Origin of the sequence: Nocardiopsis sp. B62, from assembly GCF_018070675.1 — a bacterium.
Classification (GTDB): domain Bacteria; phylum Actinomycetota; class Actinomycetes; order Streptosporangiales; family Streptosporangiaceae; genus Nocardiopsis; species Nocardiopsis prasina.
Map to the genome: position 1 here is coordinate 172405 of NZ_JAGPXK010000012.1, position 20203 is coordinate 192607.

Below are 20203 nucleotides of genomic sequence, written 5' to 3' on the forward strand. Positions count from 1 at the left end.
CGATCTCACTCGTTTGGGCATGCCGGAGCCGATCACCGAGCAGGCCGAGCGTGTTATCTCGCTCTGGCAGGGCTCGTGGGTGGCGGCTTTCGCGGTCGGCGTCCTTGTGTGGGGACTGTTCATCTGGACAATCCTCTTCCACCGCAAGCGCTCTGAGCAGTTGCCGCCGCAGGTGCGGTACAACATGCCCATCGAAGCGCTGTACACCGTTCTGCCGATCGTCGTCATCTCGGTGCTCTTCTTCTTCACCGCGCGAGACCAGGCCTACCTGCTCGACACAGAAGAGCCCGCCGACGTCCATGTAGAGGTCGTGGCCTTCCAATGGGCCTGGCAGTTCAACTACATGGACGACACCAAGGAGAACGGTGGCGACGTGCTCTTCTCCGAGGTTGGTATCCCCAACCCGGACGGCACCGCCAACCGTGACACCCAGACGACCCTCGTCCTTCCCGAGGGCGCGGTCGTCCACTTCGACCTCCACTCTCCCGACGTCATCCACTCGTTCTGGATCCCGGCCTTCGGCTTCAAGATGGACGTCGTCCCGGGCCGGGACAACTCCTTCCAGGTCAACCTCATGGAAGGTTCCGAGGGCGAGTACGTCGGTCGTTGCGCCGAGCTGTGCGGTGTGGACCACACCCGCATGCTCTTCAACGTCGAGGTCCTTCCGCAGGACGAGTACGACGCCTGGGCCGCAGAGCAGGAAGCCAACGCGACCGAGGCCGCAGAGGCCGCCGAGGCCGCTGCCGCTGAGTCCGAGGCCGCAGAGGCCGCCGAGACCGACGACGCCGAGGGCACGGGTGCTGACGGCACCGACGCTGAGGGCACGGGAGCCGAGGCGACCGAGTCCGAGGAGAATGACGAGTAAATGACCACGACGGCAACCGAACCCCGCACTGACGGTCAGGCACCGTCACGCAAGGGGTCGATCATCGTCAACTGGCTGACGTCGACCGACCACAAGGTCATCGGGTACATGTACCTGATCACCTCCTTCGCGTTCTTCCTCTTCGGAGGCGTGCTGGCGCTCCTCATGCGCCTGGAGCTGTTCCAGCCGGGCATGCAGTACATGTCCAACGAGCAGTTCAACCAGCTCTTCACGATGCACGGCACGATCATGCTGCTGATGTTCGCGACCCCGCTCTTCGTCGGGTTCTCGAACATCCTCATGCCGTTGCAGATCGGCGCCCCCGATGTGGCCTTCCCCAGGATCAACCTGTTCGGCTACTACCTGTTCCTCTTCGGTAGCCTCATCGCGATCAGCGGCTTCCTGACCCCGGGCGGCGCGGCCAGCTTCGGCTGGTTCGCCTACACCCCGCTCTCCGACGCGGTCCGCTCGCCGGGTCTCGGCGGCGACCTGTGGATCCTGGGCCTGGCCGTCTCCGGTCTGGGCACGATCCTCGGTGCGGTCAACTTCATCACCACCGGCCTGTGCATGCGCGCGCCCGGTATGACGATGTTCCGCATGCCGATCTTCACCTGGAACACCCTGCTCACCAGTGTCCTGGTGCTCATCGCGTTCCCGGTCCTGACCGCGGCCCTGATCGCTCTGGGCGCCGACCGCATGGTCGGCACCCAGGTCTTCAACGCCGAGCACGGTGGCGCCATCCTGTGGCAGCACCTGTTCTGGTTCTTCGGCCACCCGGAGGTCTACATCATCGCGCTGCCGTTCTTCGGTATCGCGACCGAGATCCTCCCGGTCTTCAGCCGCAAGCCGATCTTCGGCTACAAGAGCCTGGTGGCGGCGACCATCGCCATCGCCGGCCTGTCCGTGACCGTGTGGGCCCACCACATGTTCCCGACCGGCGCGGTGCTCCTGCCGTTCTTCTCGTTCATGACGTTCCTCATCGCGGTTCCGACCGGTGTGAAGTTCTTCAACTGGATCGGGACGATGTGGCGCGGACAGCTCACGTTCGAGACGCCGATGCTGTTCACGATCGGCTTCCTGGTCACCTTCCTCTTCGGTGGTCTGACCGGTGTGCTGCTCGCCTCGCCGCCCATCGACTTCCACGTCACCGACTCCTACTTCGTGGTGGCGCACTTCCACTACGTGGTGTTCGGCACCGTGGTGTTCGCGATGTTCGCGGGCTTCTACTTCTGGTGGCCCAAGTTCACCGGGCGGATGCTCAACGAGAAGCTGGGCAAGTTCCACTTCTGGCTGCTCTTCCTGGGCTTCCACGGCACGTTCCTGGTGCAGCACTGGCTGGGCGCCATGGGCTTCCCGCGCCGTTACGCGGACTACCTGGCCACTGACGGCTTCACGCAGCTGAACCAGATCTCCTCGGTCTCCTCGTTCGTGCTCGCGGCCTCGACGCTGATCTTCTTCTGGAACATCTACGTCACCGCGAAGAGGGCGCCGCTGGTCACCGTGGACGACCCGTGGGGCTACGGCTGCTCGCTGGAGTGGGCCACCTCGTGCCCGCCGCCGCGACACAACTTCACGTCGCTGCCCCGGATCCGGTCCGAGCGTCCGGCCTTCGACCTCAACCACCCGCACGCGGCCGCACCCGGTGCCGTCGCCGCCGGTGCCGAGAAGAAGTAGGGGGTAGAGCACATGAAGATGCAGGCCTACCTGTTCATGGGTATCTCGACCTTCTTCGGTCTTGCTGCCGCGCTGTACATCTACTGGTCGCTCCAGGACACCGGTCAGATCGAGTGGGCGGGTACCACCGCCCTGGTGGTCTCCATCGGTTTCGGCTGGATGATCGGTTTCTGGCTCTGGCAGTCGGCTCGCCACAGTGAGCACCACCACGGCCTGCCGGCCGAGGAACGGCTCGACGGCGAGATCGCCGAGAACGCCGGTGAGTACGGCTTCTTCAGCCCGCACAGCTGGTGGCCGATGTTCGTCGCGATGGCCGTCGCCTTCACGGCGGTCGGCGTGGCGATCGGCTGGTGGATGGTGATCACCGGTTTCTTCGCCGTCATCCTCACCTCGCTGGGCTGGGTCTTCGAGTACTACCGCAAGGAGTTCCAGCACTGACGTGCACACCCCGCGCGTTTGTCACTCTATGAGTGCTTTCGGCTACGCAGGGTAGGATGTGAGTGTCACCGCCCCGGTGACCGGACGAGTCGTCCCAGACGACCTCCGGCCACCGGGGTGCTCTTTTTCGGTGGCCCACGTGACGCTGCCTTCGCAGGTCACGCCGCATCCAGGCCCTGTCGGCGTCACGCCGGTGCGCACGCTCCGCGCACGCCTCGGGCCGCGTACGGACGCTGGAGGTCCTTGGCGTGAAGCGACGAATCGCCTCTTCCCGAACGGCCGCGGCAGCGGCAGCCCTGGTGCTCCTCGCGGCGGCGTGCACCCCCGAGGGCGGGGACGGCCCCGGGGGCACCGCGGCCCCCGGCGAGAGCGAGCCGGGGCCGGAGGTGGAGGTCACCCCGGAACCGGGCGCCACGGAGATTCCTCCCAACACCCCCATCCGGGTCGAGGCCGTGGACGGCACCCTCACCGACGTGTGGGTCCAGCAGGACACCGAGGGCGAGGTCGCCTCCGGCGACGCGAAGGAGGTGGCCGACACCGGTGCCCAGGGTGAGGAGGAGGACCCCTTCACCGTCACCGGCACACTCAACGAGGCCGGGAACGCCTGGGTCAGTGACTGGAACCTGCGTCCCGGGTCCTCCGTCAGAGTGTTCGTGACCGCGGCCGACGAGGAGGGCGAGGAGACCGAGGTGGTCTCGGAGTTCACCACCATGGACGCGGCGGCCGACCAACGCCTCGAACTCGTCTCCAACTTCCCGAGCAACGGGGACGTGGTCGGAGTGGGCATGCCCGTCATCGTCAACTTCGACCGGGCGGTCACCAACAAGGAACAGGTGGAGAACTCCATCCAGGTCACGGCCGAGGAGGAGACCGAGGGCGCCTGGAACTGGGTCACCGACGAGATGGCGGTCTTCCGGCCCAAGGAGTACTGGGATCCCTACCAGGAGGTCACCGTGGATCTCAGGCTGGCCGGGGTCGAGTCCTCCGAGGGCGTCTACGGAGCGGAGGACCACCGCGTCCGGTTCGAGGTCGGACGCGAGCTGGTGTCCACGATGCACGTGCCCGACCACGAGATGTCCGTGTCCATCGACGGCGAGACCGTCCGCACCATCCCGGTCAGCAACGGATCCGCCGAGGAGCGCTTCAACACCACCACCTCCGGTGTCCACCTCACCATGGAGAAGTACCAGGCCCTGGTCATGGACTCCGCGACCGTCGGCATCCCGGAGGGGTCGCCCGGCTACTACCGGCTGGACGTGGACTGGGCGGTCCGCACCTCCAACAGCGGCGAGTTCACCCACGCGGCTCCGTGGAACGCGGGGAACATCGGCAGCGCCAACACCTCCAACGGGTGCACGAACATGACCATGGAGGACGCCCGCTGGTTCCACAACCAGGCCCTTATGGGGGACATCCTGGAGACCACCGGCACCGAACGCGACCTGGAGTGGGACAACGGCTGGGGCTTCTACCAGCGATCCTGGGAGGAGTGGCTGGCCAACAGCGTCACCGGGCAGCCCCAGAGCACCGACGGCTCGGGCACGCCCGGCTCCGTCCACGGTGACGACCTCTAGGTCGTGTTTTTTGGATCATTCCGCGCTCGCGACCACCAGGCTGCCTCTCGCCGCGCCGATGAAGCTCGGACAGCCAAACCCGGGCTGACCTTCGCTCCACGGCTTGCGAGAGATTGCCTGGACGCCGCTCGCATCGATGGCGGCTCCGCCGCCACCGGCGAAAGCATCCAAAAAACACGCCCTAGGGCGTCGGCTCCACGCCCCTGAGAAGGTCGTCCAGGCGCCGGAGGGTGCGCTCCCAGGTCCACTCTGCGGTCACCCACTCCCGGCCGCGTGCGCCCATCTGGGCGGCGCGGCCGGGGTCCTTCAGGAGTCGGATGAGCGCGCGGGCGGTCGGACCGGGCATCGACCCGTCGACCACGTGTCCGGTCTCGCCCTCCAGGACCGCGTCCGGGGCGCCGCCCGAGGCCCCGGCGACCACCGGCAGCCCGGTGGCGGACGCCTCCAGGTAGACCATGCCGAGGCCCTCCACGTCCAGGCCGCCCCGCCGGGTGCGGCACGGCATGGCGAAGACGTCACCGGCGTCGTAGTGGGCGGGGAGCCGTTCGGCGGGGACCGGTCCGGTGAAGCGCACCGAGTCCGTCCCCTGCGCGGCCGAGCGGAGCCGGGGTGCGAGGGGGCCGTCCCCGACGAACAGCAGGACCGCGTCGGGCACGTCGGCCAGCACGCGCGGCCAGGCCCGGAGCAGGGTGTCCTGACCCTTGCGGGCCACCATCCGGGAGACGCACACGACCACCGGACGCGAGCCCAGACCCAGCTCCCGTCGGACCTCCTCGCCGCCCGAACCGGGTCGGAAGCGCTCGGTGTCCACCCCGGGGGCGAGGCGGCGCATCCGTTCCGTGGCGGGGGCGGACAGTGAGCGGGCCAACCGTCGACGGGTGTACTCGCCCAGGTAGGTGACGGTGTCGACGCCGTCACCGATCCGCCGTAGCGCCGAACTCGCCCCGGGGACCACCGTCCAACCGGTCTCGTGCCCGTGGGTGAGCGCCACCTGGCGCCGCACCCGCGAGCGCATACCGGGGGCGAGGAGCCCCAGAGGAGCGGCGGCCCCGTAGAGCACGGAGTCGCACCCCTCCATTTCGGCGATGGCCCGGGCCCGCCGTGCCACCCCCGGCGTGGGGAGCAGCACCGGCCCGGCCTCACGCACGATGGGGAACGGCTGGTGCAGGTCGAAGTACGGGTCGGCGCGGTGGTCCTCCGCCGTGGGGGAGGAGCAGTAGACCAGCACGGACCCAGGGGGGCGGCGCCGGGCCAGCTCGTGCACGAAGGACTCGATCCCGCCCGCGCGCGGAGGGAAGTCGTTGGTGATGATCAGGGTTCGCGACACCTGAGCGAGTCTAGGCGCCCGGACACGGAGAGGGCCCCTGGGAAACGGTGGTTTCCCAGGGACCCTCTCGCTGGTTCCTCGGTCGTGGGTCGTCCGGCTGCCTAGGGGCGGACCGCCGCGACGAAGTTGGAGCGGTAGTAGTCGCTCAGCTGGACCGTGCCGATGGGTCGGGAGGACGTGGAGGCGTGCACCATCACGCCGTCACCCGCGTACAGACCGACGTGGCTCGGGTTGGGCCCGTAGAAGAAGATCAGGTCACCGGGCTGCATGTTCTCCCAGGAGACGCGCTGGCCCGCGTTGATCTGGTCGTAGGTGGTGCGCGGCAGGTTCACGCCGGCCTGGCCCCAGGCTGCCTGGGTGAGACCGGAGCAGTCGTAGCCGTTGGGTCCGGTGCCGCCCCAGACGTAGGGCTTGCCGACCTGCTGGTAGGCGAAGTTCAGCACGGTCTGGGCGTTGCCGGTGGCCGGACCGGTGTAGTTGGCGCCACCACCACCGCCCCCTCCGCCGCCGCTGCTCTCGCTGCCCCCGCCGGCGTCGCTGCTGACGTTCTCGGTGGCGGCGGCCTGTTCCTCGGCGGTCAGCTCGGAGAGGATCTCCTCCTGCTCGCTGATGGCCTCCTCCGCAGCCTCGGTGGCCTCCTCGGCCTCCTCCAGGGCGTCGGCCGCGGCCTCCTCCGTGGACTCGGCCTCGCCGCGCAGGCCCTCCAGGTGCTCGAGCTCCTCCATGTACTGGGAGAGGCTCTCGTGCTGCTGCTCGGAGAGGTAGGTGAGGTCCGCCTGGTGCTCCAGGGCCTCCTCGGGACCGGTGGCCCCGATCAGCTGGGCGGGAGAGGTCAGGTCCACGCCCGTGTAGGTGGTGTTGGCCAGGGCGCGAACGCCGCTGCTGAGCGAGTCGACCTTCTTCTCGGCGGTCTCGACGTCGGCGAGGATGCCCTCGAGCTTCTCCTCGGCCGCCTCGTGGGCCTCCTTGGCCTCGTTGTAGGTCGCGTTGAGCTCGATGAACTCCTCTTCGAGGCGTTCGATCTCCTCCTGGACCTCCTCGGACGTGGGCTCGGCGTGGGCCACGGCGGCGGGGAGGAGGAAGGCTCCGATGGCGAGGGAGGCGATGACCGCTGTACGGCGTTGGCGTTCGCCACGGGATGCAGACACTGAAGCACCTTTCTCCCCTTGTCCCAGGCGATACGGGGAACAAGGGACTGCACCGGGTGGGGAACCTCGGGCCAGAGAGGGTGGCCGAAACGGTGTGGGGGTGTGCCCGACCCGGGCGCGGCTGTCACCACCGGGGGGTGGTGAATGAGGAGCAACCGCGCTCGGCGATGAACACTAGTGCATTCGTCAGGAAGCTCTCAACTGTTTCGTGACATTCTGCTGGAAGACGAGGAGTGTCCGAAAACCGGGTGCCTGTCCCAAAAAGCCGCTTGGCGGAGGGAGCGATCCCCTCCACGCGAGAGGCCGCCGTCCCGGTGCGGGACGGCGGCCTCAGGTGAGACTGCAGGATCAGGGGCGCACGGCGAACTGGAACTGACCGCCCCAGTAGGCGGCCAGGCCGACGACCTCGATGTTGCGGCCGCTGCTCGGGGCGTGGACCATCTGCCCGTTGCCCGCGTACAGACCGTTGTGTCCCAGGTCGCCGAAGAAGAACAGGATGTCACCCGGCTGGACGGCGCTCATGTCGTAGATACGGGTACCCACGTCGGCCTGCCCGTAGGTGGTACGGGGCAGGTCCACCCCGGCCGCGCGCCAGGACGCCTGGACCAGGCCGGAGCAGTCGTAGCCGTTGGGCCCGGTGCCGCCCCACACGTAGGGGAGGCCGACCTTCCCGTAGGCGAAGTCCAGGGCCGACGAGGCGTTGCCGCTGCCGCCGTGGCTCTGCCCGCCGCTGTCGTCGCCGCCCTCGGCCGAGGCGTCGGAGTCGGGGAACTGGGCCAGGATCTCCTGCTGCTCCTCGATGGCCTCCTCGACCTCGTCCTTGGCCTCCTCGGCCTCGTCCTTGGCCTTCTCGGCCTCCTCGAGGGCCTTCTCCGCCTCGTCCTTGAGCGCGAACAGGCGCTCGGCGGACTCGCCGAAGTCGTCCAGCTGGGTCTGCTGGGTGTCCGACAGGTAGTTGAGGTCCGCGTTCTGCTCCAGCAGCGCCTCGGGACCGTCGGAGGTCAGGACGTTGGCGGTGGAGTTGAGCTCGCCGCCCTGGTAGGTGGCGCTGGCGAACTGCTGGACCTTCTCCCGCAGATCGTCGTAGCGCTCCTGCTCGTCACCGACCTGGCCGTCGAGTTCGTCGAAGGCGGCCTTGGCCGCCTCGTAGTCCTCTTCGGCCTGGTTGAAGTTCTCGACCGCGGTGGAAGCCTCTTGGTTCAGCTCCTCGATCCGGTCCTCGACCTCGTCCTGGGTCGGCTCGGCGTGTGCGATGCCGGGGGCGATGAAGGTACCGGCGGCGACCACACCGAGACCGGTCGTAGCGATTCGGCGAGCCGTACGCCGACCACCGGAGTTCTTCATGGCGGTCCACGCTCCTTGAGGTAGAAAAGTCCGCATGGGGTGCTGGGAGACGGAAGGAAATCGGGGGGAACCCGTGTGTGGGCACGGGCCTCACGAGAGTGTGCGGGTCCCGGTCGGCCTGGGGAGGCACAAGGGCGGCCTTCTATCCGACAGGGCACTCACGTTCCTGGAAGAACCTAGCGGAACGGCCTGCGCGCCTCAACCACGGCACCCGCGAGACCCCGCCCCGGACACCGTGCTTTCCGGCGCGCGAGGCGCGGACCGACCAGGTGGGAGGGGAGGGTCGACGGGCCCGGCGCGCCCACGCGCGTGGTGAGACTCTCAGCCGAGACGACGCGGCCGAGGACACGCACCGGACCCGGGGGCGCTCAGGAGTGCGACTCCAGGTGGCGCAGGAAGACCGTGGACGGCACCGCGCGCGCCCCCACCCGCCTGACCGCCGAGACGATCTCCTTGTCGGAGGTGACCACCGCGATCGGTCGGCCGGGCGGTTCGGCCCGCACCAGCCGCACGATCAGCGTGTCGGCGATCTCCCCGGGCGCGCTGAAGAGCACCCGCACCCGGCGGCTGGGCGTCACCGGTGGGGCCTCCACGTCGGCGCCGTCGAACACACAGGTGATCTCCGCCTTGGTCCGGCTCGCCAACCCCTCCAGCGACGAGAGCAGCCGCGTGCGCTGGTCAGCCAGCGGCAGGGTCCCGTAGCCGGTCTTGGTGACGTTGTAGCCGTCCAGCAGCAGGTGCACCCGAGGAACCGTCAGCAGGCGCTCCAGCAGACCGGGGGCGTCGTCGGGCAGGCCGCCCAGCGACACCCGGCGGTGCTCCTCCTGGGCCTCCGCCACCAGATCGGCCGGGCTGTCCAGGGACGTGGGCAGCGCCAGCTCGCGTCGCAGACCGTGTGAGGCGTCCACCAGCACGTCCAGCAGCACGCGCAGCCGGGCCTCGTCGGCGTTGCGGCCGGTGCGCACCGCGCGGCGGGCGTTCTCCACCTGGGCCTCAGCGTCCGCGAGGCGGGACCGCAACCTGCGGTTCTCCACCTCCAGGGCACTGACCTGGCTCTCGTTCTCGTGTCGCCGGTCGGTCGTCTCCGACACCACCCGCTCCGCCTCGTCCACCGCCCTCCTGGCGCGCTGGCGCTCGTTGTGCACCTTGCGGCGCAGTTCGGCGATCTCGGTGCGCTGCTCGCCGATCTGTCCGCGCAGGCGCTCCAGCTCCGCCTGGTGTCCCTGCTGCGTCTCCTCCAGGCGTCGCCGGACGTCGTCGAGGGCCTCCGCGGCCTCGTCCACCTCCCGAGCGCTGGTCTGACGCTCCAGCTCCTCGTGGACGCCCTCGATGATCTCCGGCCACCCCTTGGGACGCAGGAGGTAGGCGCTGGCCGCCACCGCCACCGGGTCGGCGGCGGGCGGGACGACCCCCGCGCGCATGCCCTCGGCCAGCTCGGGCCAGACCTGCTCCACCCGGGCGGCGACCTTGCCACGGAAACCGTGGTCGTTCTCCAACTGCGCGGCTATCTGCGGACCGGCCAGTCGCGCCCGGCGGCGGGGCTCGAACTTGGCGACCCGGCGCAGAACCGGGGGCAGGTCGGAGGAACGCATCCCGCCGAGCACGTCGGAGCCGTACTCGACGACACGGGCGCGCACCGGCTCGGGCAGGGGACGGCGCAGCCGCTCCCCGCCCTCCTCCGAGGGCACCGACTCCTCGTTCTCCTCGTGGTTCACCGCCCCGGGGGTGCGGTCGCCGTCGTCACCACCGGAGCCGCCCGTCTCCGGGCGGGCGCTCATGCCCGACCCGTCGGGCTCTCCGCCGATGCGTCGGAGACCGACGAGTCAGCGTCGGGGCGGGGGACGATCTCCACACTGTCGGTGGCGCCGCACCAGCGGCACTTCACCCGCTCGACCGTCTCGGAGAGCACCGTGCGCTCCTCGACCGCTCCGACACCGGACAACTCCTGGTGCACGAAGTCCTGCGAACGGACCGTCCGGGTCACGTCGAACCGCGTGAGGTTCCCGCACCCGGTGCATCGCCAACGCTCACTGTCACCCGGCATCGCGATCCCCACGGTTCCTCCTTGCGTCGTCCTCTTCACGGGGCGGCGGCCTCTGCCGTCCCGTCACCCACATCTTTCCATGTCGGGCGCGCCTGACCGTAGTCCGGAAGTGTTTGGTCGTGGGCCCCGACTAACCTGACCGCGTGGTTCGACAGTCCGTGGCGCCCCAGGGCGTCCAAACCAGCATCGGGGACCTGGGCACACCGCTGGCCGGGGTGTCCTTCGTCGTCGTTGACCTGGAGACCACCGGCACCAGTGCCTCCCGGTCCCGGATCACCGAGATCGGCGCGGTCAGGGTCCGCGACGGCCGGGTGACCGGCGAGTTCACGACCCTGGTCGACCCCGGCATGCTCATCCCGGCCAACATCACCCTGCTGACCGGTATCACCCAGTCGATGGTGGCCACCGCCCCGCCCATCACCCGGGCGCTGCCGGACCTGCTGGCCTTCCTGGAGGCCGAACCCGACACCGTCCTGGTGGCCCACAACGCGCCCTTCGACACCGGATTCCTCAAGGCCGCCTGCGAACGCGAGAGCATCGAGTGGCCCGGCTACCCGGTCGTGGACACCCTGCGGCTGGCCCGCGCGGTCCTGCTCCGGCCCGAGGTCCACAACCACCGCCTGGGCACCCTCGCCGCCTACTTCGGCGCCCCCACCACCCCCAACCACCGGGCCCTGGACGACGCCCGCGCGACCGTCGACGTGCTCAACGGCCTCCTGACCCGCCTCGCGCCCATGGGGGTGACCAGCCTGGAGGAGCTGCGGGCGGTCAACAAACCCGCCAGCCGCGCCCAGCGGGCCCGCCGCCACCTGGCCGAGGACCTGCCCGAACGCCCCGGCGTCTACGTGTTCACCGACGCCCGGGGCGAGAGCCTCTACGTCGGCAAGAGCAACAACCTGCGGCGCCGGGTCGCCACCTACTTCACCGCAGCCGAGTCCCGAAGACGCATCCGGGAGATGGCCGGCCTGGTCGAGGGCGTCACCCCCATCGTGTGCACCACCGAGCTGGAGGCCTCGGTCCGCGAGCTGCGCATCATCGCCGAGCGCAAACCGCCGTTCAACCGCCGCTCCCGCAACCCCGAGCGCGCCTCCTGGGTCACGCTCACCCCCGGGGCGCTGCCGCGCCTGTCCGTGGTCCGCGTCATCAAGGACGACGGCGCCCCCTACATCGGCCCCTACCCCTCGCCCCGGGCAGCCGAGGAGGCCAGGGAAGCGATCCTGCACGCCCTCCCGCTGCGCCAGTGCACGCACACCTTCAGCGTCGAGGTGCCGAAGGAACGTGAACACGGCGCGGGCGACACCCGACCACGGGTGGTCCCGAACGGAGTGAAACCGTGCGTCCTCGCCCAGCTGGGACGCTGCGGCGCCCCCTGCGACGGCACGGAGTCGCTGACCGACTACACCGCGCACGCCGACGCCGCCCGCACCGCGATGACCGGCGACCCCGCCGTGGTCGTGGACGCGCTCACGGGTCGCATCCGGGAGCTCTCGGCCGAACTCCGCTACGAGGAGGCGGCTGCCCTGCGCGACCGCCTCACCGCCTTCCTGCGCGGGGCACGGCGCGCCCAGCGGCTCAGCGCGATCGCCGCCGTCCCGCACCTGGTCGCGACCGGCCCCGGAGCCACCGGCTGGGAGACCGCGGTGGTCCGCCACGGCCGCCTGGCGGCCAGCGCCGTCCTGCGGCCCGGTACCGATCCCACCGCCTTCCTGCAGTCCCTCACCGCCACCGCCGAGCGGGTCCCGCCGGGGTTCGGTCCGGTCCCCAACGCCACGGCGGGGGAGACCGAACTGCTCCTGGACTGGCTCGAACGCCCCGGGACCCGCCTGGTGGAGATGGAAGGTGAGTGGACATGCCCGTTGCGGAGCGCCGAAGCCCACACCGGGATGACACACTGGGCGCATGGCCGCGCTTCCGCTCAATGACGACTACCCCGTCCGACGCGCGCCCGTCATCGCCTTCGGGCTGATCGCGGTCAACGTCCTCGTCTACCTCGTCTCGCCCCAGTCGGCCACCGCCGTCTGGTACCCGGCGGACGCGGTCGGGCGCTACTGCGCGATCGACGACTACTTCATGCGCTGGGGCGCCATCCCCGACGAACTGCTGGGCCGGGTGGACCTGGCCGGACCGCTGAGCCCCACCTGCGAGGGGATCACGGGCAAGTCCGTCTGGTTCTCCGTGTTCAGCTCGATGTTCCTGCACGCGGGCGCCATGCACCTGCTCGGGAACATGGTCTACCTGTTCGTGTTCGGCCCGGTCGTCGAGGACCGCATCGGCAAGCTCCGCTTCCTCGCCCTCTACCTGGGCACCGGGGTCGTGGCCGCCTTCGGCTTCGCCCTGGTCGACACCGACGGGACCGTTCCCATGGTCGGCGCCTCCGGCGCGATCTCGGGGGTCCTCGGCGCCTACCTGGTGGTGCAGTTCCGCAGCAGGGTCACCACACTGGTGTTCGGCGTCATCCCGATGCGTCTGCCCGGGTGGGCCGTGGTGGGAAGCTACTTCGCACTTCAGTATCTTCTCTACGTCACATCCTCGACCGCCCCTGGCGCTGGCACCAACGTGGCCTACGCGGCACACGTCTACGGGTTCATCGCGGGGGTGATCGCGGGGCTGGTGGTCCACCGGCTGCGCTGGCGCTCGGGGACCAGGCTCTCCGACGCCCACTAGCGCGCCCCGGCCCGGCGCCGCCCCGCACAGAACCGCCCAGGAGGCACAGTGATCACCGCGATCGTCATGATCAAGGCCGACGTCCACCGCATCCCCGAGGTCGCCGAGGCGATCGCCGAGATCGAGGGAGTCAGCGAGGTCTACTCCGTCACCGGCGGGGTCGACCTCATCGCCATGGTGCGGGTGCGCCGCCACGAGGACCTCGCCGACGTGATCCCCAACCACGTCAACAAGGTCCCCGGCGTGATCTCCTCCGACACCCACATCTCGTTCCAGACCTACTCCAAGCACGACCTGGAGTCGGCCTTCGCGATCGGCTGGTAAGCCCCAGTCGGGCACCGCCGCTGTAAGGGCGGGCCCCGGCGGGCCCTACAGGGCCTTGGCCAGCCCCTGGCTGGTCTCCACCCAGGAGGCCAGCCGGCGCTCGGCCGCGCCGCTGTCCACCGCCTCCGCGGCCCGGGCGTACCCGGCGCGTACCGCGTCGGTCAGGGAGCCGTCCACACCGTCCACGGCGGCCAGCGCGGCACCGGCGTTGAGCAGCACGGCGTCACGCACCGGCCCCGGCCGCCCGGCGACCAGGTCCCGCACGGCCTGGGCGTTGAACTCCACGTCGCCGCCGCGCAGGGCGTCCGGCCCCGAGCGCTCGATACCGAGGTCGGCCGGGTCCAGGCGCTCACGGCGAGCCTGGCCGTCCTCGACCACCCAGACCGTGGACGTGGTGGCCGTGGTCAGCTCGTCCAGGCCGTCGTCCCCCCGGAACACCAGCGCGGAGGAGCCCCGGCGCGCGAACACCCCGGCGATCACCTCGCACATGCGCTCGTCGAAGACCCCGATGGCCGAGGCGGTCGGCTGGGCGGGATTGGTCAACGGCCCCAGGAAGTTGAACACGGTGGGGACCGCCAGTTCGCGGCGCGGCTTGGCCGCGTACCGCAGCGAGGGGTGGAACAGCGGGGCGAAGCAGAAGGTGACGCCCGCTTCCCGGGCCACCCTCACGGTCAGCTCCGGCGGAAGGTCCAGGACCACACCGAGGCGCTCCAGAACGTCGGCCGTGCCGCAGGAGGAGGAGGCCGCACGGTTGCCGTGCTTGACCACGCGCGCCCCCGCGGCCGAGGCCACGATCGCCGCCATGGTGGACACGTTCACAGTGTGGGCCCGGTCGCCGCCGGTACCGACGATGTCCAGGGTGGGGCCGTCGACGCTGATCCGGATCGCGTTGTCGAGCATGCCCTGCGCCAGTCCGGTCACCTCGGACACGCTCTCGCCCTTGGCGCGCAGGGCGATCGCGAAGCCCGCGATCTGCGCGTCGGTCGCCGAGCCCGACATGATCTCGTTCATCGCCCACGCCGTGTCGGCGCTGCTGAGGGTGACCCCGCCCAGCAGGGCGGTGATCAGGTGGGACCAGGTCCGCTCCTCGACGGCGGAGGCCCTCTGGTCCTGTTCGGGTGTGGCGGGGACGTTCATCTACTTCGACTCCTGGGAGAACGGGCAGGTGGAGCCGGGGCGGGCGCACGGGCCCGCCCCCTCAACGGCTCCGGTGGACAGGGAGGGACGGGTCGGAGCGACGCCATCGCCCGATGTCGGCGCCGTGGTTGAGGGCTCCGCCCACCACGACGCGACGGCGCAGGTCCCTGTCACCGTTCATCCTGTCGGTCATCTCGTCACACCCCACGGATCAGCCGCTGAGCGCCGCGACGCGTTGACGCATGAGCTCGGCCAGCGACTCGGCGAGCGCGACCGGGTCGATCGGGTGGCTCACCACCTGGTCGGCCTGCGACCAGGTCGCCAGCCAGCCGTCGTCGCGCCGACCCACCAGCAGGAGCACCGGCGGGCAGCGGAAGATCTCGTCCTTGACCTGGCGGCACAGGCCCATCCCACCGGTGGGCGCGGACTCACCGTCGAAGATGGCCACGTCGATCCGCTCGGCCGGGTCCTTGGACTCCAGCTTGCGCAGGACGCCGGGCGCCGTCGCGCACTCGACGAACTCGACCTTGGGCACATCGGTGGCGGGGCGGCGGCCGATGGCCGTCCGCACCTGCTCACGGGTGTCCGCCTTGTCGCTGTAGACCAGCACGCGCATCCTGGCACCCGTGTCCGTACCGCTGACCACCATCGCGCAACCGTCCCATCGCGTCTGACCGCGGCCGCCGCCGTGGGGGGTGCGACCGTGGCGTTCGTTGGCTCTTTCCGCCTATGACTGTATTGCCTCGGGGCCGTCCGGCACCGGGGGGAGCCGGCGGACCGGTGAAGGCGTTGAGACCTTCGACACCACAGGATGCCAGGGACACACGGGACCGCGCTAACCCGCCCTGGGCGCGGCGTTGTCCAACGGTGATCGTTTCGATACCTTGGCGTTGGTTGGGAGAGGTTGAAGCGTCTTCCGGCCGGGTACGGATCGCCTCAACCGCGCCGGATCGCGCTTTCGTGCGCTGGCGGGCGCGTCGGAGGCGGACACCGGGTGCACGAGCGGCTACAGTAACGCCCGAGTCACGGTGGGAGCGCCGTGCCGGCCCCCGAGACCGGTCGATACCGGGACCGATCCGTCTGCTTACGGGGGGTCGAGTACGGACCTGCGCGAGAAGCCGTAATAATGCTCCCGTGGCGACAGCAACCGCGAACCCAAAAACAGCAACCGCATCAGCTCATGGTGTGGCAAAGCGTCCTGACCTGGTGAGTGTTGGCACCATCGTGTGGCTGGCCAACGAACTCATGTTCTTCGCTGCGCTGTTCGCGATGTACTTCACCATCCGATCGGTGACCAACGGGAACCCCGAGCTCGGCGAGTGGGCGGACGTCCACCTCAACGTGCCGTGGGCTTCCACGATCACCGTTGTCCTGGTGGCCTCCAGCTTCACCGCGCAGATCGGCGTCTGGGCCGCTGAGCGCGGCGACGTCAAGAAGCTGCGCATGTGGTTCTTCATCACGTTCTTCATGGGCCTGTTCTTCATCCTTGGGCAGGCGTATGAGTACTACGAGCTCATCGTCCACGAGGGCCTGACTCTCCAGTCGAGCGCCTACGGGTCGATGTTCTACCTGACCACGGGCTTCCACGGACTCCACGTCATCGGTGGTTTGATCGCGTTCCTCATCATGCTGGGACGCACGTACGCCGCGAAGCGCTTCACTCACCAGCAGGCGACCAGTGCGATCGTCGTGTCCTACTACTGGCACTTCGTCGACGTCGTCTGGGTCGCTTTGTTCGTAACCATCTACTTCATCCAGTAACCCGAAACGGGGAAACCGTGAAATGGATTACCGCGCGGCGACGGCATCCCCTGGCGGGGTATGTCGTCGTCATCCTCGCGCTAGCCCTGTTCGGGGTGGGGTACGCCGGACTGGCCCCCACCTCGGACCAGGCGCAGGCGCAGACCCTTGCCGCTGAGGCGCCGTCCGCGGACGACGTGGACATCGCCCAGGGCAAGACCATCTTCGACCAGACCTGTGCCTCCTGCCACGGCCTGGACGGTTCGGGTTCCGACCTGAACGGTCCCGACCTGCGCGAGGTCGGCCCCGCCGCCCTCGACTTCCAGGTCAGCACCGGTCGTATGCCGTCGATGGACCCGGACAGCCAGATGCCGCGCAAGCCGATGGCCGTGTCCGAGCAGGATCTGGCGGACCTGATCGCGTACTACAACGCGCAGATCAGGACCAACGGTGCCGGAGCCGACGTGCCCTACGAGGTGCCCGACTCCGGTCCGCAGCGTGCCGACTTCGACGAGGAGGAGGCCTACGAAGAGGCCCTCTCCGAGTACGAGGCCGAGTACGACGCCTACATCGAGGGCGCCAGCAACACCGACATGGGCATGAAGCTCTACCTGACCAACTGTGCGCACTGCCACAGCTGGTCCGGTGGCGGCGGCGCCCTCACCGACGGCCGTTGGGCCCCCGAGATCCATGACTCGTCTCCGCGTGAGATCTACGAGGCCATGGTCAGCGGACCCGGCGCCATGCCGATGTTCAGCGACGGCGTCGTCACCCCCGAGGAGAAGCAGGAACTCATCTCCTACGTCAAGACGCTCCAGGCGGAGCCGAACGCTGGTGGCATCTTCGACCTGGACCGAGTCGGCCAGGTCGCCGAGGGCTTCATCGGGTGGACCGTCGGTCTCTCCCTGATCATCGCCTGCGCGATCTGGATCACCGCGAAGCAGCGTGCCCATGACTGAGAACAACAACGACAACAACACGGGGGACGACGCCAATGAGCGCGTCGTCGGCACCCCGACGGACACCACCGACGTGGTGACCGAGACCTCCGCCAAGGCTGAGAGCGAGCACAACGGGCCGTACCTGGCCTCGGAGACTCACCAGCACTCGGAGGAGAAGCAGGTCCGCGGCGAGAAGCTCGCCTCGGTGTGGTTCATCATCGCCTTCCTCGGCGGTGTGGGATTCATCGTCTCGTACTTCCTGTTCCCGCCCACGGCTGCGGGGCCCGCGATCGCCGACCCCCAGATCGGCCAGTACTCGAACGCGCTGCTTGGTGGAACGCTCACCATCGCCATGTTCGGTATCGGTGCCGGTATGACGGTCTGGGCGCGCAACGTGATGCCGCACTACGAGGTGGCGTCGCCGTACGAGGAGCTTCCCTCCAGCCCGGAGGAGAAGGGCTCGTTCAGCGATTTCTTCATGAAGAGCGCGGACGAGAGCGGCTTCACCAAGCGGCCGCTCATGCGCCGTACGCTCATCGCGGCCATGCTCCCGCTGGGCATCGCGCCCATCGTCCTGCTGCGCGACACCGGCCCTCTGCCGGGCGAGCAGATGAAGGTGACCCCGTGGGTCGACGGCATGCACATGTACGTCGAGGGCACCCACCGCAAGATCAGGGCGGAGGACCTGGAGAACGACCCGTACGGGATGATCTCCGCTCTCCCCGCCCTGGACGACGACCGGTACCCGCACGGGATCAGCCTCACCGACCAGGCCAAGTCCGTCATCCTGCTCATCAAGATGCCGGAGGACGACTGGAAGGGCGGGATGAACGACGCGGTCCGCGAGGGCAGCGACCAGACCCGCCTCAACTGGACCCACGAGGGCATCGTGGCGTACTCGAAGATCTGCACGCACGTCGGTTGCCCCGCCGCGCTCTACGAGCGCACCACGCACCGGATCCTGTGCCCGTGCCACCAGTCGACGTTCGACGCCTCGGACGGCGCCAAGGTGGTCTTCGGTCCCGCGCACCGTCCCCTGCCCCAGCTGCCGATCGGCGTCGACGACGAGGGCTACCTCATCGCCAAGGGCGACTTCAACGAGCCGACCGGGCCGACGTTCTGGGAATACAGGAAGGACTAGTCGATGAGTAAGACCACGCAAGCTCCCAAGGCGCTGCGCGGCGTCGGAAACTTCATCGACGACCGCTTCCACCTTGCCAAGACCGGCGAGAAGAACCTTCGCAAGGTCTTCCCGAACCACTGGTCGTTCATGCTGGGCGAGATCGCGCTGTACTCGTTCATCATCCTGCTCGTCAGCGGTGTGTTCCTCACACTGTGGTTCAAGCCGAGCATGCTCGAGGTCGTCTACGACGGCTCCTACGAGCGCCTTCAGGGCGTTCCCATGAGTGAGGCGTTCGCCTCGACCCTCTACATCGACTTCGACGTCCGTGGCGGGTTCCTCGTTCGGCAGATCCACCACTGGGCCGCGCTGATCTTCGTGGCCTCGCTGGTGGTGCACGCGCTCCGGGTGTTCTTCACCGGGGCGTTCCGCAAGCCGCGCGAGATCAACTGGCTCATCGGCGTCGCCATCTTCACCCTGGCCATGCTCGAGGGCCTCTTCGGCTACTCGCTGCCGGACGACCTGCCCTCGGGTATGGGTGTCCGCATCCTCCAGGGCGTGATGCTGGCGCTGCCGCTGGTCGGCTCGTACGTGTCGATGTTCCTCTTCGGCGGGGAGTTCCCCGGCGAGGACATCATCACGCGTCTGTACATGTTGCACGTGCTGCTGATCCCCGCGCTGCTGCTTGGGCTCATCGTCGCGCACTTCATGATCCTCTGGCACCAGAAGCACACGCAGTATCCGGGTCAGGGACGAACAGACAAGACCGTGGTGGGAACACCCATGTTCCCGGCGTTCGCGGTCAAGGCGGGCGGGTTCTTCTTCTTCACGTTCGCCGTGATCGCCGGTCTGAGCGCGTTCGTACAGATCAACCCGATCCACCTGTTCGGTCCGTTCACTCCGACGTCCATCACCTCCGGTCTCCAGCCGGACTGGTACATGGGCTTCATGGAGGGTTCGCTGCGGATCTTCCCGAACACCCTGGACTTCACGATCCCGATCGGTGCCGGCTACCCGATCATGACCGCGGTCCTGGTACCGGGTCTGGTGGTGCCGGGCCTGATCTTCGGCGCCCTGGGCGCCTGGCCGTTCGTGGAGCAGTGGATCACCGGCGACAAGCGGGCCCACAACGTCGCGGACCGTCCTCGCAACGCCCCGGTCCGTACCGGTCTGGGTGTCGCGGGCATCGTCTTCTACGGTGTGCTCTGGCTCGCGGGGTCGAACGACATCCTGTCGGAGACCTTCTCGATCGACCTGTACCTGACCACGTACATCTTCCGTGTTCTGGTCATCGCCGGTCCGATCGTGGGCTACATCGTCGCCAAGCGGATCTGCCTGGGGCTCCAGCGCCGTGACCGGGAGACCCTGGAGCACGGTTACGAGAGCGGCATCGTCCAGCAGCTGCCCAGCGGTGAGTTCATCGAGGTTCACAAGGAGAACTCCGACGAGACCACCCACGTGCTGGAGAGCAAGCCGGTCATCACCTCGACCGCCCTGGAAGAGGACGCGACCGACGACAACGGTGTGGAGAACCCGGCGGCCCGCAAGCCCATGGGCAAGCTCCGCCGTGCGCTCGCCCACTGGTACACGAAGGACAACGTGTCCTTCGAGGGCGTGGAGGCCCACAGCGGCCACCACCTGCACCACTCCTCTCATGGAGACGACAAGGGCCACTAGGGTCCACCTGTCGTGACGACGGACCCGGCCGCATCGCGCGGCCGGGTCCGTCGTGTGTCCGCCGGAGGAGCGCCCGGGGCCCCTGGCGTCGCTGAGAGGTGCGCTACGGGGCGCGCGGGTCCGGGCGCACACCCTTGGGTGGGCGCGGGGCTCCGGGGCCGTCAGCGCACGGAGAAGGGGGCCGAC

The 20203-nt window shown here is 68.9% G+C and carries 19 protein-coding genes; 11 read left to right on the forward strand and 8 right to left on the reverse strand.

What is annotated here, in order from left to right; genetic code table 11:
- Positions 1-19: 19 nt before the first annotated feature.
- The 4 genes from coxB (at position 20) to KBX21_RS15435 (ending at position 4551) form a co-directional block, all read left to right on the forward strand.
- Positions 20-865, forward strand: a complete 846-nt coding sequence (coxB, locus tag KBX21_RS15420) for a cytochrome c oxidase subunit II (RefSeq protein ID WP_049565609.1) — start codon at positions 20-22, stop codon at positions 863-865.
- On the forward strand, positions 866-2539 hold the full coding sequence (ctaD, locus tag KBX21_RS15425; RefSeq protein ID WP_049565606.1) for a cytochrome c oxidase subunit I: 1674 nt from the start codon (positions 866-868) through the stop codon (positions 2537-2539). It begins immediately after the preceding gene.
- Positions 2540-2551: 12 nt separating this feature from the next.
- Positions 2552-2977, forward strand: coding sequence for a cytochrome c oxidase subunit 4 (locus KBX21_RS15430; protein ID WP_049565603.1), 426 nt, complete (start codon positions 2552-2554; stop codon positions 2975-2977).
- 248 nt (positions 2978-3225) lie between these two features.
- On the forward strand, positions 3226-4551 hold the full coding sequence (locus KBX21_RS15435) for an Ig-like domain-containing protein (RefSeq protein WP_210842316.1): 1326 nt from the start codon (positions 3226-3228) through the stop codon (positions 4549-4551).
- A 181-nt stretch (positions 4552-4732) separates the two neighbouring features.
- Here KBX21_RS15435 and KBX21_RS15440 read toward each other — a convergent pair whose 3' ends face one another.
- The 5 genes from KBX21_RS15440 to KBX21_RS15460 all read right to left on the reverse strand — a co-directional run bounded on the left by KBX21_RS15440 (position 4733) and on the right by KBX21_RS15460 (position 10426).
- A complete protein-coding gene (locus tag KBX21_RS15440) occupies positions 4733-5878 on the reverse strand; it encodes a glycosyltransferase family 4 protein (protein WP_210842317.1) in 1146 nt (381 codons plus the stop codon).
- Positions 5879-5979: 101 nt separating this feature from the next.
- On the reverse strand, positions 5980-7026 hold the full coding sequence (locus KBX21_RS15445) for a C40 family peptidase (RefSeq protein WP_210842318.1): 1047 nt from the start codon (positions 7024-7026) through the stop codon (positions 5980-5982).
- Between the two features lie 348 nt (positions 7027-7374).
- Positions 7375-8370, reverse strand: a complete 996-nt coding sequence (locus KBX21_RS15450) for a C40 family peptidase (protein ID WP_082206222.1) — start codon at positions 8368-8370, stop codon at positions 7375-7377.
- 368 nt (positions 8371-8738) lie between these two features.
- Positions 8739-10148, reverse strand: a complete 1410-nt coding sequence (locus KBX21_RS15455; protein ID WP_049565578.1) for an NYN domain-containing protein — start codon at positions 10146-10148, stop codon at positions 8739-8741.
- The gene (locus KBX21_RS15460) at positions 10145-10426 is read right to left on the reverse strand and encodes a hypothetical protein (protein WP_017546521.1); all 282 of its coding nucleotides are present in this window, start codon (positions 10424-10426) and stop codon (positions 10145-10147) included. Before KBX21_RS15460 ends, KBX21_RS15455 begins: the two co-directional genes overlap by 4 nt.
- 131 nt (positions 10427-10557) lie before the next feature.
- Here KBX21_RS15460 and KBX21_RS15465 point away from each other — a divergent pair, with 131 nt between their 5' ends.
- The 3 genes from KBX21_RS15465 to KBX21_RS15475 are packed head-to-tail and all read left to right on the forward strand — an operon-like array spanning position 10558 to position 13402.
- A complete protein-coding gene (locus tag KBX21_RS15465) occupies positions 10558-12336 on the forward strand; it encodes a DEDD exonuclease domain-containing protein (protein ID WP_210842319.1) in 1779 nt (592 codons plus the stop codon).
- Positions 12314-13078, forward strand: a complete 765-nt coding sequence (locus tag KBX21_RS15470; RefSeq protein WP_049565572.1) for a rhomboid family intramembrane serine protease — start codon at positions 12314-12316, stop codon at positions 13076-13078. Before KBX21_RS15465 ends, KBX21_RS15470 begins: the two co-directional genes overlap by 23 nt.
- Before the next feature lie 48 nt (positions 13079-13126).
- The gene (locus tag KBX21_RS15475; protein WP_017546524.1) at positions 13127-13402 is read left to right on the forward strand and encodes an Lrp/AsnC family transcriptional regulator; all 276 of its coding nucleotides are present in this window, start codon (positions 13127-13129) and stop codon (positions 13400-13402) included.
- 45 nt (positions 13403-13447) lie between these two features.
- Here KBX21_RS15475 and trpD read toward each other — a convergent pair whose 3' ends face one another.
- The 3 genes from trpD to KBX21_RS15485 all read right to left on the reverse strand — a co-directional run bounded on the left by trpD (position 13448) and on the right by KBX21_RS15485 (position 15188).
- Positions 13448-14539, reverse strand: coding sequence for an anthranilate phosphoribosyltransferase (trpD, locus tag KBX21_RS15480; protein WP_210842320.1), 1092 nt, complete (start codon positions 14537-14539; stop codon positions 13448-13450).
- 61 nt (positions 14540-14600) lie between these two features.
- On the reverse strand, positions 14601-14732 hold the full coding sequence (locus KBX21_RS26955) for a hypothetical protein (RefSeq protein WP_255352538.1): 132 nt from the start codon (positions 14730-14732) through the stop codon (positions 14601-14603).
- Positions 14733-14750: 18 nt separating this feature from the next.
- Complete coding sequence (locus KBX21_RS15485; RefSeq protein ID WP_049565566.1) at positions 14751-15188, reverse strand: hypothetical protein; 438 nt, start codon at positions 15186-15188, stop codon at positions 14751-14753.
- Positions 15189-15724: 536 nt separating this feature from the next.
- Here KBX21_RS15485 and KBX21_RS15490 point away from each other — a divergent pair.
- The 4 genes from KBX21_RS15490 (at position 15725) to KBX21_RS15505 (ending at position 20017) form a co-directional block, all read left to right on the forward strand.
- The gene (locus tag KBX21_RS15490) at positions 15725-16300 is read left to right on the forward strand and encodes a heme-copper oxidase subunit III (RefSeq protein ID WP_307869220.1); all 576 of its coding nucleotides are present in this window, start codon (positions 15725-15727) and stop codon (positions 16298-16300) included.
- 95 nt (positions 16301-16395) lie between these two features.
- Positions 16396-17238, forward strand: coding sequence for a c-type cytochrome (locus tag KBX21_RS15495; RefSeq protein ID WP_307869221.1), 843 nt, complete (start codon positions 16396-16398; stop codon positions 17236-17238).
- On the forward strand, positions 17231-18361 hold the full coding sequence (locus KBX21_RS15500; protein WP_049565562.1) for a ubiquinol-cytochrome c reductase iron-sulfur subunit: 1131 nt from the start codon (positions 17231-17233) through the stop codon (positions 18359-18361). The genes KBX21_RS15495 and KBX21_RS15500 overlap by 8 nt, the downstream gene beginning before the upstream one ends.
- A gap of 3 nt (positions 18362-18364) precedes the next feature.
- Positions 18365-20017 carry a cytochrome bc complex cytochrome b subunit gene (locus tag KBX21_RS15505; protein WP_049565559.1) on the forward strand — a complete coding sequence of 551 codons (1653 nt, stop codon included), beginning with the start codon at positions 18365-18367 and terminating at the stop codon, positions 20015-20017.
- Positions 20018-20203: the final 186 nt, after the last annotated feature.